Here is an 11476-nt window from a genome sequence, read left to right as displayed (position 1 = left end):
GCACTCCCTGCTTCCCGGTGCCGTCCTCAGGCCGGAGACGCTCCCTGCGCGGTGCACGCGGTCGTGTGGTCGTTCACGACGCCGACGGCCTGGAGGTAGGCGTACGTGATGGTGGTGCCGACGAAGGTGAAACCACGCTTCTTCAGGTCTTTGCTGAGCCGGTCGGAGAGATCGGTGCGGGCGGGCAGCGGATCTGTCGGGCGGGGGCGGTTGACCAGGGGTGTGCCGTCGACCCACTGCCACAGATAGGTGTCGAAGGAGCCGAACTCGTCGCGCACGGTGCGGAAGGCGCTGGCGTTCTTCACCGTCGAGGCGATCTTGAGGCGGTTGCGGACGATGCCGGCGTCGGTCATCAGACCGTCGAGCGTGGCCTGGTCGTACAGGGCGATCTTCTCGTAGTCGAAGCCGTCGAGGGCGCTGCGGTAGTTCTCGCGCTTGCTCAGCACGGTGGACCAGGACAGACCCGCCTGGGCGCCTTCGAGGAGCAGAAGTTCGAACAGATAGGCGTCGTCATGGGACGCGGTGCCCCATTCGGTGTCGTGGTAGGCGGCCATCAGGTCGGAGCCTTCGGCCCAGGCGCAACGGATGACGGGTTTCGCCGGACGTACGGCACTCACTGGACTCACTGGCTTTCCTCGGGGCTGTTGGGGAAGGACGCGGCCGGCGCCACGATCACCGGCTGCAAGGAGCGTCCCAGGTCGGTCAGGTCGTACTCGTGGCGGGTGGGATTGCTCTGGTGGCGGCGGCGTTCCAGCAGGCCGTCGGCGGTCAGTGCCTGTTTAGCAGTAATTGCCGGGCCGGGGTCGAAGAACCTACGACGACCAGCAGATACGGGTCCTGCGGATCCCCTCTGACGACGAACGGCTGCCCTGGATCCGGTGATCCGGGACAGCCGTTGTGGTCGGGACTCGTTCGCCCGGACGGAGGGGCGGGCGGGTTCTAGAGGAACTGCCAGGTGGGCTTCGCGGCGTAGGTGGCGCGGAAGTAGTCGGCGAGCTTGAGGCCGGACGCGGCCGCCTCGTCGACGACGACGGTGGCATGCGGGTGCAGCTGCAGCGCCGAGGCCGGCACCATCGCCGAAAGCGGGCCCTCGACCGAGAGCGCCACGGCTTCGGCCTTGGCCTCGCCGGTGGCCAGCAGCACCAGGTGGCGCGCTTCCAGAATCGTTCCGATGCCCTGGGTGATGACGTGGTGCGGCACTTCGTCCAGCGAGTCGAAGAACCGGGCGTTGTCCACGCGGGTCCGCTGGGTCAGCGTCTTGATACGGGTACGCGAGGCGAGCGAGGAGCAGGGCTCGTTGAAGCCGATGTGCCCGTCGGTCCCGATCCCGAGAATCTGCAGATCGACTCCACCGGCCTCGGCCAGCGCGCGGTCGTAGTCGGCGCTGGCGGCAGCCACGTCCTCGGCGGTCCCGTCGGGGCCGATGAACGACGCCTCGGTCAGCCCGAGCGGCTCGACGACCTCGCGCAGCACCACCGAACGGTAGGACTCGGGATGGCCCTTGGGCAGACCGACGTACTCGTCGAGCTGGCAGATGCGCGCCCGCGATGCGTCGAGCGAGGCGGCGCGGACCCGGGCGGCCAGCGCCTGGTAGATCGGCAGCGGCGTCGATCCGGTGGCTACGCCGAGCAGCGCGTCGGGCTTGCGGGTGAGCAGGCCGGCGATCGCGGAGGCGATGAGTTCGCCGCCCGCTGCGGCGTCCGGAACGATCACTACTTCCATGCTGATTCCACCGTTCTGAGGCATGCACATCGTGGTGTAGACCAATTTACCGGAGGCGGCAAGCGGATCACCGCGCGGGACGGGTGTTCCGGCGGTCCGGATCGGATACCTCCAGCGTGGCCGGCAGGCGTTTCCGCAGTGCGGCAGAACGCGGCTGGTCGAGGTCGTCGATGTGCACGGTGCATGGTGCTGGAACGGGCGCGCGGGCGCTCCGGCTCCACCAGCGAATTCCCCCGTCGCGCCGGCTCTGACCGCCGGCCCGGCTCCGGTCGGCCGGGCCGGCGATCGGAGCCGGATCACCGAGATCAGGTGACGTCGATCGCCGTGATCACCGGGTTGCCCAGTGGCGCGGACTCCGGGTCCAGGCCGGCACTGCGCAGTGCCGCTTCGGCGAGGGCGAGCGCGTTCGCACGTGCTGAAGCGCTGTTCTCGGCCTCCACCTCCAGCCGCAGGATGAAGGTGGAGGTGTCCAGGTTCACGCTCAGTGGGTCGAGTGCGGCCGACTCGCCCTCCGCGACCTCCCGGGGGTCGGTGCCCTGGAGAGCCGCCAGGATTTTGCCCCGGACGTCAGGAGTGAGCGGAGCCTTCAAGGTGCCCGGCAGGGAAACCACGAAATTACTCATGAGTGTCGACTACCCGGTGCCGGGCATTTCCCACCAGGTGAGGCGGGTGAAGCGCCCGTTCGCGGGTCGTGTCCGTGCGGGTCATTCCAGGAGCCGCCGCGTCATGGAGGGGGGTTCGCGGCCGGCGGTGAGCCAGGCGGTGGATGCGGCCAGGAGGGGGATACCGAGGAGGGCGAGGGTGAGTGGAGAGTAGGGGACATGGGTGAGTGAGGTGAGGTCGCGGACCGGGTGAGGGCTTGTCGCGAATTATTCTGCGTGCCCCGCCCGGGACGAGATCCGGACGGGGCCGGCGCGCGGGCCGACGGTCGGGATGACGGTCGGACGGATGTGCCTGCGCTGCGGCCCTGGCCAGGTACAGTGTTGCCGTCGTTACGCGTGAACAACCGAGGAGGTGGGACCCATTACCGCTGTATCAGGTCGGGTGCTCCCCTCTCACGACCGTGCGGTCCCTCAGGCATAGCTGACCGCGGGAGTGCCCATGGGCGTCCCGAAAGGCATCTCATGTCGGCTTCACCGTCAGTTCTCCCGCTCTCCGTCATCGTCATCATCACCAGGCTTCGTGCCGCCGGCTGTGTATTCGCCGAGGACGAGGCTGAGTTGCTCATCTCCACGGCACAATCGCCCGCCGACCTCGCCGCCATGGTGGAACGGCGCATCGTCGGCCTGCCCCTCGAACACGTCCTCGGCTGGGCGGAGTTCTGCGGCCGGCGCTACGTCGTCGACCCCGCGGTCTTCGTACCCCGCCGCCGTACCGAGTTCCTCATCCACCAGGCCGCCGCCCTCATCCGGCCACGGTCTGTCGTCGTCGACCTGTGCTGCGGCTCGGGCGCGCTGGGCGCCGCGCTGGTCGCGGCCCAGGAACAGGCCGAGCTGTACGCCGCCGACATCGACCCCGCCGCCGTGCACTGTGCCCGGCACAACGTCGCCGCCGCCGGAGGCCAGGTGTACGAAGGTGACCTCTACGAACCGCTGCCCGCCGCGCTGCGGGGCCGCGTCGACATCCTGCTGGCCAATGTGCCCTACGTACCCACCGAAGAGATCGGACTGCTGCCTCCGGAGGCCCGGATCCATGAAGCGCGGGTGGCGCTCGACGGCGGCGTGGACGGGCTCGACGTCCTGCGGCGGGTGACCGCCGAAGCGCCGGCGTGGCTGGCACCGGGCGGTCACCTGCTGTTCGAGACGAGCGAGCGCCAGGTGTCACGGGCCGTGGACATCGTCACCCGCGACGGGCTGATCCCGCGGGTGGCCGGTTCCGATGAGCTGCACGCCACCGTCGTCATCGGAACCAGGCCCGCCGGCCGCGCGAGCGGCTGACACGTGATCAGCGGCTGACGCGTGGTTTTCGTTGCGTGCCCTCTGGCCTTCCCGCGCGTTACATCGATCATGAATGTACGTCGAATCCTCACCGTCGCCGCGGCAAGCTCCGCGCTCCTTGCCGCCGCCGCTCCCGGTGCCCGGGCGCTGGACTTCGGAGGCACCTTGAGCAGCACGGCAGTGACCGCGCAGAGCGCCAGTGAGCAGGCCAAGTCGACAGCGCAGGGCGTCATCGGAGACAAGCTGGACAAGAAGGTGGGATCCGTCAAAGACACGGTGAAGGCGGGTCAGGACGCGATGAGGGCCGGCAACAACCTGGTCAGCTGAACGAACCCTCGCGGGGCGGACCGGCACCGGCGCGAACGCGGCGCCGCCGGTCCGCCCCGGAGCTTGCTGTCGGCCTCCCGCTCCGGGCACGATGCCTGAGTGCTCCATGATCGGGAAGGCGTGGGAGATGCCCGTCGTACCTGACCCCGTCGTCAAACTCGTCCGAAGGTCCTCCGAACCTGTCGCGGCCCAGACCCTGCGTTCCACCGCCGCGGCGGTCATCGCCTTTGTGGTCGCGCTGTGGCTGAGTCCCGAGCCGGCCCCCCTGACCGCACCGCTGACCGCGCTCCTCGTCGTCCAGGTCACCTTGTACGCCACGCTCACGACGGGAATCCGCCGGGTCAACGCGGTGGTGGCAGGCGTCCTCATCGCCAGCGCGTTCAGCTCGCTGGTGGGACTGACCTGGTGGAGCCTGGGCCTGACCATCCTCACCTCGCTGGTCATCGGGCGCTTCGTGCGCGTGAACGAATTCGTGCCCGAGGTCGCGATCAGCGCCATGCTCGTCCTGGGGGTCAGCCGGGTGGCGGACACCGCCTGGGACCGGGTTCTGGAGACCTTGATCGGCGCCGTGGTGGGCCTCCTGTTCAACCTTCTGTTCGCCCCACCGGTCTGGGTGCAGTCGGCCGGGGAGTCCATCGAGGGACTGGCCGGCCGGATGGGCCGGCTGTTCCGCGACATCGGCGACGAACTGGCCGGGCACATCCCGGTCGAACGCGCCGCCGCCCGGCTCCATGAGGCCCGCCGTCTCGACCACGACATCGTGGAGGTCGATGCCTCGCTCCGGCAGGCGGAGGACAGCCTGCGGTGGAACCCCCGGGTCCAGGAAGGTCTGCTTTCCCGGGTCGTGCTGCGGACGGGTCTGGACACGCTGGAGATCTGCGCCGTGGTCCTGCGGGTGCTGTCGCGGACGCTGACGGATCTGGCGAAGCACCGGACCGATGAGCCCCTGTTCCCCGCCGATGTGGCGGCGCCCCTCGACGCACTGCTGCGCGATGTGGCGCTCGCCATCGAGAGTTTCGCCGTCCTGATCACCACTCAGGTCAGTGCGAACGCGCAGGAGGCGGAGGACGCGCTGACCCGGGCGCTGGAACAGAGCGGCCTCCATCGCGAAACGGTGGCGCATCTGCTGCTGGACAAGGTGCGGGAGCACCCCCGTCAATGGCAGTTGCACGGGGCGGTGCTGGCGGAGATCGACCGGATCCTGGACGAACTCGACGTGGAGAAGCGGTCGGTCCGCCTGGTGGAGGAACTCGACCGCCACTCCCGTGAACAACGCGAGCGCTTCCCGCGGCTCGACGCGTTCAAGCGACGCCTGCGGGGCACGAGTCCGCGCGGCGCCGGCGACTTCCTGGATCCCTGAACCGGACCCTGACCCCGGCTGTCTGTGAACACGCCGCCGTCGACCGCCTCGACGGTCAGGTCACCGGCGCCGTACTGGACGCCTGAGTGGTCCCGGCGGGCCGATATGTCAGCATGAGCGGATGACACTCACCAGCGAGGACCGTGCGGCGATCACCGAGCTGATCTCCCTCCACGGTCACCTGACCGACGACGGCGAGCTCGACCGGATGCATGAGGTGTTCACCGCCGACATCACCTATGACCTGAGCGACTTCGGGCACGGGTCGCTGGAGGGACTGGCGGCGGTCCGGGACGCGGCGCTCGCGATGGGGGAGCTGAATCCTGTCGGGCATCACGTCACGAACGTCATTCTCTCCGAGCTCGCGGACCGCCACGTACGCGCGCGGTCCAAGGGAATCGGCATCATGGCCGATGGCACGAGCGGAAGCGTGACCTACGAGGACACGATCTCGCGCGGCGACCAGGGCTGGCGCATCAGCCATCGCAAGGTCATCGCGCGCCGAACTCCGCTGAGCGCCACGTGACATGACCGCCGGACCGTCATGGACGGACCGGGTGACCGCGGTGGTCAGTCCACCTTCACCCAGTCCAGGGTGCGTTCCACCGCACGCTTCCAGTCCGCGTAGCCCGCCTCGCGGCGCTCCTCGTCCCACTCGGGGTCCCAGCGTTCGTCCTGGTTCCAGTTTTCCCGGAGTTCGTCGGTGTCGCGCCAGAATCCCACGGCCAGACCTGCCGCGTAGGCCGCGCCCAGCGCGGTGGTCTCGGCAACCTTCGGACGGATCACCGACACGCCCAGCACGTCCGCCTGGGTCTGCATGCACAGACTGTTGGCGGTGACGCCGCCGTCCACCTTCAGCACGGCCAGGTCGACACCCGAGTCCTTGGCCATCGCCTCGACCACGTCGCGGCTCTGATAGCAGATCGCCTCCAGCGCGGCGCGCGCGATGTGCGCGTCGGTGTGGAAACGGGCCAGGCCCACGATGGCGCCGCGCGCGTCGGAGCGCCAGTACGGCGCGAACAGGCCGGAGAACGCGGGAACGAAGTAGACGCCCGCCGAGTCCTCGACGCGGCGGGCCAGGGTCTCGCTCTCCGCCGCGTTCCCGATGATGTGCAACTGGTCCCGGAGCCACTGCACCGCGGAGCCGGTCACCGCGATCGACCCCTCCAGCGCGTAGACCGGTTCCTCGCCGGCGAACTGGTACGCGACCGTGGTCAGCAGTCCGTGCTGTGAGGCGACGGGCCGGTGGCCGGTGTTGAGAAGCATGAAGTTGCCGGTGCCGTAGGTGTTCTTGGCCTCTCCCTCCGCGAAGCAGACCTGGCCCACGGTGGCCGCCTGCTGGTCGCCGAGGATTCCGGCCAGCGGCACTCCGGCCAGCGGGCTGACGTCGGGCGATTCGCCGTAGCCGCCCGGTAGGCCGGACGGTTTGATCGCCGGGAGCATGGCCCGCGGAATGCTGAAGAACGACAGCAGTTCGTCGTCCCAGTCCAGTGTCCGCAGGTCCATCAGCATGGTGCGCGAGGCGTTGGTGACGTCGGTGATGTGCACCCCGCCCCGGGTACCGCCGGTGAGGTTCCACAGCACCCAGGTGTCCATGGTGCCGAAGAGGGCGTCGCCGCGCTCCGCGTCCGCGCGTACGCCCTCCACGTTCTCCAGAATCCACTGGACCTTGCCCGCGGAGAAGTACGTGGCCGGCGGGAGCCCGGCCTTGGCACGGATCACGTCACCCTTGCCCTCCCGTTCCAGGGCGCTGGCGATCTTGTCGGTGCGGGTGTCCTGCCAGACGATGGCGTTGTAGTAAGGGCGCCCGGTACGGCGGTTCCACACCAGTGTGGTCTCGCGCTGATTGGTGATGCCCAGCGCGGCCAGGTCGGAGGCCTTCAGGTGGTGCTGGTTCATCGCGGTGGCGACGACCGACCGGGTGCGCTCCCAGATCTCCACCGGGCTGTGCTCCACCCAGCCTGCCTTCGGCAGGATCTGCGCGTGTTCCAGCTGATGGCGGCCGACCTCGTTGCCGCCATGATCGAAGATCATGAAGCGGGTGCTCGTCGTGCCCTGGTCGATCGCGGCGACGTAGTCCGCCATGTCGGTTCCTCCACTCGAGTTCGCTGCTGATGGTCGGCTGGTGGGCCGGACGGCCGGTGAGCCCGCGCCGCTAGTCGTCCTCCAGGACGCGGCCCGGCAGCGGCGGCTCCTCCGGCAGGAGGAAGGGGCTGATGAGGAAGCGGTAGAGGGTGGCGCCGATCAGACCGCCGACGAGCGGGCCGACGATGGGCACCCAGAAGTACAGCTCCCCGTACTGGTCGCGCCACGCGCCCCCGTAGCCGGTGATGAAGCTCGCCAGCCGCGGACCGAAGTCACGGGCGGGATTGATCGCGTACCCCGCGTCGGTGCCGAAGGCCATGCCGATGCCCACCACGCTGAGACCCACCAGCAGAGCGCCCAGGTTCGCCTTGGGCGCGGTGTTGAGGATGTCGGTCAACGCCATGATGATGAGCAGCAGGATGGCCGTGCCGATGACCTGGTCGCGGAGCGCGCCCCACTCGCTGACCGGAAACGTGCCGTTTCCCGGCAGCGTGGAGAACACTCCCTGCGTCTTGATGGTGTGTCCCGGGTCCTTCGCGGCGAGTACTTCGGTGTAGTTCCAGCGCACCAGCAGGGCGGCGGTGAACGCGCCCGCCGTCTGCGCCACCGCGTAGGGCGCCACCTTGCGCCAGGGGAAGCCGCGGTACGTGGCCAGCGCGACGGTCACGGCCGGGTTCAGATGAGCGCCCGACGTGCGCGCGGCGATGTACACACCGAAGGTGACACCCAGGCCCCACGCCCACGCGATGCTGTCGTGGCCTCCCACGCCGGCGGCGACCACCTGGGCGACCACCCCCACGCCGAGCAGGATGAGCATCATGGTGCCGGTGAACTCCGCGAGCATTTCGCCCAGGAGCCGGTGTGAGGCCAGCGGGTTCCTGATCCTCGGAGCAGCTGTCGTATCAGTCATTGGTCCAGCCCTTCTCAACGCAGGGGCACGATGTCGGGGGCGCCGAGCCGGGCCGCGTCCGCGGTCCGGTCGTCGGCCTGCTGTTGCGCGTCGCGTTCGGCCTCCACCCGTTTGCGGTAGTGCTCGACCTCGTCCCGGGTCTGCTGGTCGTCCCAGCCGAGCGGGCCGGCCATCAGCCGGGCCGCCTTCTCGGCCGCCGCCAGGCCGCGGTCCCAGGACTCGATGGAGGCCCGGGTGCGGCGGGTGAGCACATCGTCCAGATGCCGGGCGCCCTCGTGGGTGGCGGCGTAGACGACCTCCACCTCCAGATAGTCGTCGGCGCCCGGCAGCGGCTCGGCCAGCGACGGATCTGCGGCGAGGAGCTCCAGCACCTCGTCGATCAGCGATCCGTACCGGTTCAGCAGATGCTCGATGCGCACGACGTGCAGCCCGCAGGAATCGGCCAGGCTCTGGCGGCGGTTCCACAGCCCCCGGTATCCGTCGGCGCCGACCAGCGGCACGTCCTGGGTCACCGACGGCGCGGCGATACCGCCGTCCAGGGTCCGCACCGCCTCGTCCACCGCGTCCTTGGCCATCACCCGGTAGGTGGTGTACTTCCCGCCCGCGACGACCACAAGACCGGGGACCGGGTGGCCGACCAGATGCTCACGCGAGAGCTTGCTGGTCTCGGCGGCGTCCCCGGACAGCAGCGGCCGCAGCCCCGCGTACACCCCCTCCACGTCGTCCTTCGACAGCGGAGTGGCCAGCACCCGGTTGACATGGCCGAGCAGGTAGTCGATGTCGCGCGAGCTGACGGCCGGGTGCTGCTTGTCCAGGTCCCAGTCCGTGTCGGTGGTGCCGATGAGCCAGTGCCGGCCCCAGGGGATGACGAACAGGACGCTGGTCTCGGTGCGCAGGATCAGCCCGGTCTGGGAGTTGATCCGGTCCCGGGGCACCAGGACGTGCACGCCCTTGGAGGCGCGGACGTGGAATTGGCCGCGGGTGTCGGCGAGGGCCTGGGTGTCGTCCGTCCACACGCCGGTCGCGTTGATGATCTGCTTGGCCCGGACCTCGAACCGGCGGCCCGTCTCCAGGTCCGTCACGTTCGCGCCGGTGACCCGTTCGCCCTGGCGCAGGAAGCCGTCGACCTTGACCCGGTTGGCGACGTGGGCACCGTAGGCCGCCGCGGTCCGGGTGATCATCATGGTGTGCCGTGCGTCATCGACCTGGGCGTCCCAGTACTCGACCGCGCCGGTGAGGGCGTCCGCCTTCAGGGCCGGCGCCTCGCGCAGCGCCCGGCGCTTGCCCAGGTGCCGGTGGTGCGGCAGGCCGCGGGAGTTGCCCGAGGTGATGCCCATCGTGTCGTACAGCAGGATCCCGGCCCCGACATAGGGACGCTCCCAGACCCGGTGGGTGAGCGGGTAGAGGAACTTCACCGGCCGCACCAGGTGCGGCGCGAGCCGCTGGAGCAGCAGGCCGCGTTCCTTCAGCGCCTCCTGGACGAGCCGGAAGTCGAGCATCTCCAGGTAGCGCAGTCCGCCGTGGATCAGCTTGCTGGACCGGCTCGAGGTGCCGCTGGCCCAGTCGCGGGCCTCGACCAGACCCACCCTCAGCCCCCTGGTCACGGCGTCCAGCGCGCATCCCGCGCCGACCACGCCCCCGCCCACCACCAGGACATCGAGTTCTTGCCCGCTTCCCATGGCGTGCAGGGCATCCTCACGGGCTTGCGACGACAGGGCGACTGGTTTCACGGACCGGCTCCTCACCATGGTGATGGCGCGACGACACGACGACATGACGTCTTCCCATTCGACAGCCACCGGGGCCGGGCGGCACTGCGAGGGGCGGCAGGTGTGGCAAACGGGTGACGGCCGCGCGGGCCCGGGCCGGCCGAAGGCCGAGGTCACGGAGACGGATCGGGCCGCGTCACGGCGCGCCCGTCGCGGAGCTGCCCGCGGACGTACTGGCCGACTTCCGCTCCGAGCAGCTGATCGGAGCGGTCGGCGAGCCGGCCTGATGGCTGCCGTACCGGATCCAGCGCTGGATCCATACGGCCACGGTGGTGCGACCTCCGTCCACCTCGTCACACACCACCGGTTGACGAGGGCAGACGCTCAGGCCGGGTGGTTGAAGTAGCGGGCGCTCTTCTCGATGAGGTGGGAGGAGTAGATCCACCCCAGGGCCGGCTTCCCACGGAAGAGTCCTACGTAGTGCCGCGCGGTGTCGACGACGACGGGGCGGGCAAAACAGGCGAACTGATTGCGCTGCTTGTCCTCCGCCCACGCCACCGCGGCCGGATCGACGCGCTCACTCACCAGGACGGGAAAGACCGCGACCCCGGTCTGCATCCCGACGGGCAGGCCGCCCTTGTTCTTCTTGGCGTACTTCAACGCCTGCGTGGTGAACGCGTCGATGACCGGAGTGGTGATCTCGGGAACGGCCGCGGCGATGGTGAAGAGATGCAGGTTGGTGGCCATCCAGCGGAATCGGAAGTCGGCCCGACGACCCGTGAGGACGCGCGTACCTGACCAGTCCTGCCATTGCGGGGCGCAACCATCGGCCGTCAGCCGGCTCTCTACCGCGGCCAGATAGTTTCGTGGTGACTCTTCACTCATGGATGCGATTGTCTATCGATCCCGCACCCTCGTGAAGATCCCGCGATGACCTATCTGCACCCGGCCCTTCGGCGGTCGGCGTTGCGCCGTCCTGAGGCGCGAGTTCGCAGCTCGGTGCCCCGGCCGATCGCTCAGGGGAGCGGCCGGGGCTGGTTGTCATTCGGTGCGCAGGGCGGTGGCCGTGGTGGTTCGGGCGGCCCAGCCGGCGGGGAGGAGCGCGCCCAGGACGGCGATGAGCAGGCCGCCGAGTCCGAGCAGGAGCAGTTCGGCGGTGTGGTAGACGTCAACGACGGAGGCCGGCATGGTGATGCCGGCGCTGTGATCCATGGCCGTCACCGTCACCGACTGCAGGGCCACCCCGGCCGGCACGTCGAGGGCGCCGCCGATCAGGCCGACGACCAGGACCGAGGCCATGACCATGGCGATGGTCTGCCGTGGCGTCATGCCCAGGGCCTTGTGGATGCCGATCTCCTGGACGCGTTCGCGGGTGTCGAGCAGGACCGCCCTCAGTGGTGCCACCACCGAGGCCCCTCGGGGTGGT

14 protein-coding genes are annotated in these 11476 nt (G+C 69.5%); 4 read left to right on the top strand and 10 right to left on the bottom strand.

What is annotated here, in order from left to right:
- Positions 1 to 26 precede the first annotated feature (26 nt).
- The 4 genes from QMK24_RS18165 to QMK24_RS18150 form a co-directional block, all read right to left on the bottom strand.
- Positions 27 to 626, bottom strand: coding sequence for a DNA-3-methyladenine glycosylase I (locus QMK24_RS18165; protein WP_283467210.1), 600 nt, complete (start codon positions 624 to 626; stop codon positions 27 to 29).
- On the bottom strand, positions 623 to 772 hold the full coding sequence (locus QMK24_RS18160; protein WP_502989152.1) for a winged helix-turn-helix transcriptional regulator: 150 nt from the start codon (positions 770 to 772) through the stop codon (positions 623 to 625). Before QMK24_RS18160 ends, QMK24_RS18165 begins: the two co-directional genes overlap by 4 nt.
- Before the next feature lie 167 nt (positions 773 to 939).
- Positions 940 to 1722 carry a glucosamine-6-phosphate deaminase gene (locus QMK24_RS18155; RefSeq protein ID WP_283467209.1) on the bottom strand — a complete coding sequence of 261 codons (783 nt, stop codon included), beginning with the start codon at positions 1720 to 1722 and terminating at the stop codon, positions 940 to 942.
- A gap of 305 nt (positions 1723 to 2027) precedes the next feature.
- Complete coding sequence (locus QMK24_RS18150) at positions 2028 to 2345, bottom strand: hypothetical protein (protein ID WP_283467207.1); 318 nt, start codon at positions 2343 to 2345, stop codon at positions 2028 to 2030.
- A gap of 501 nt (positions 2346 to 2846) precedes the next feature.
- On the opposite strand from QMK24_RS18150, the gene QMK24_RS18145 reads away from it, so the two are divergent.
- The 4 genes from QMK24_RS18145 to QMK24_RS18130 all read left to right on the top strand — a co-directional run bounded on the left by QMK24_RS18145 (position 2847) and on the right by QMK24_RS18130 (position 5872).
- Positions 2847 to 3659: a putative protein N(5)-glutamine methyltransferase gene (locus QMK24_RS18145; RefSeq protein WP_283467205.1), complete on the top strand. Its 813-nt coding sequence runs from the start codon at positions 2847 to 2849 to the stop codon at positions 3657 to 3659.
- A 69-nt stretch (positions 3660 to 3728) separates the two neighbouring features.
- The gene (locus QMK24_RS18140; RefSeq protein ID WP_283467203.1) at positions 3729 to 3986 is read left to right on the top strand and encodes a hypothetical protein; all 258 of its coding nucleotides are present in this window, start codon (positions 3729 to 3731) and stop codon (positions 3984 to 3986) included.
- A 127-nt stretch (positions 3987 to 4113) separates the two neighbouring features.
- Positions 4114 to 5346 (top strand): FUSC family protein, encoded by a 1233-nt coding sequence (locus QMK24_RS18135; protein ID WP_283467202.1) that lies wholly within the window; start codon positions 4114 to 4116, stop codon positions 5344 to 5346.
- A gap of 121 nt (positions 5347 to 5467) precedes the next feature.
- A complete protein-coding gene (locus QMK24_RS18130; RefSeq protein ID WP_283467201.1) occupies positions 5468 to 5872 on the top strand; it encodes a nuclear transport factor 2 family protein in 405 nt (134 codons plus the stop codon).
- A gap of 44 nt (positions 5873 to 5916) precedes the next feature.
- On the opposite strand, the gene glpK is transcribed toward QMK24_RS18130, so the two are convergent.
- The 6 genes from glpK to QMK24_RS18100 all read right to left on the bottom strand — a co-directional run bounded on the left by glpK (position 5917) and on the right by QMK24_RS18100 (position 11454).
- Entirely contained in the window at positions 5917 to 7431 is a 1515-nt protein-coding gene (gene glpK, locus QMK24_RS18125; protein WP_283467200.1) for a glycerol kinase GlpK, read from the bottom strand.
- A gap of 70 nt (positions 7432 to 7501) precedes the next feature.
- Positions 7502 to 8341: an MIP/aquaporin family protein gene (locus QMK24_RS18120; protein WP_283467199.1), complete on the bottom strand. Its 840-nt coding sequence runs from the start codon at positions 8339 to 8341 to the stop codon at positions 7502 to 7504.
- 14 nt (positions 8342 to 8355) lie between these two features.
- The gene (locus tag QMK24_RS18115; RefSeq protein ID WP_283467243.1) at positions 8356 to 10020 is read right to left on the bottom strand and encodes a glycerol-3-phosphate dehydrogenase/oxidase; all 1665 of its coding nucleotides are present in this window, start codon (positions 10018 to 10020) and stop codon (positions 8356 to 8358) included.
- Between the two features lie 203 nt (positions 10021 to 10223).
- Positions 10224 to 10370: a hypothetical protein gene (locus QMK24_RS18110; RefSeq protein WP_283467198.1), complete on the bottom strand. Its 147-nt coding sequence runs from the start codon at positions 10368 to 10370 to the stop codon at positions 10224 to 10226.
- Positions 10371 to 10434: 64 nt separating this feature from the next.
- Positions 10435 to 10935 (bottom strand): levansucrase, encoded by a 501-nt coding sequence (locus tag QMK24_RS18105; protein ID WP_283467197.1) that lies wholly within the window; start codon positions 10933 to 10935, stop codon positions 10435 to 10437.
- A 156-nt stretch (positions 10936 to 11091) separates the two neighbouring features.
- On the bottom strand, positions 11092 to 11454 hold the full coding sequence (locus QMK24_RS18100) for an FtsX-like permease family protein (protein ID WP_283467195.1): 363 nt from the start codon (positions 11452 to 11454) through the stop codon (positions 11092 to 11094).
- Between the last annotated feature and the right edge of the window lie 22 nt (positions 11455 to 11476).

This window comes from Streptomyces sp. PH10-H1, from assembly GCF_030063355.1.
GTDB lineage: Bacteria > Actinomycetota > Actinomycetes > Streptomycetales > Streptomycetaceae > Actinacidiphila.
Note: the sequence above shows the minus strand (reverse complement) of the source record. Positions and strands in the feature narration are given on the sequence as shown.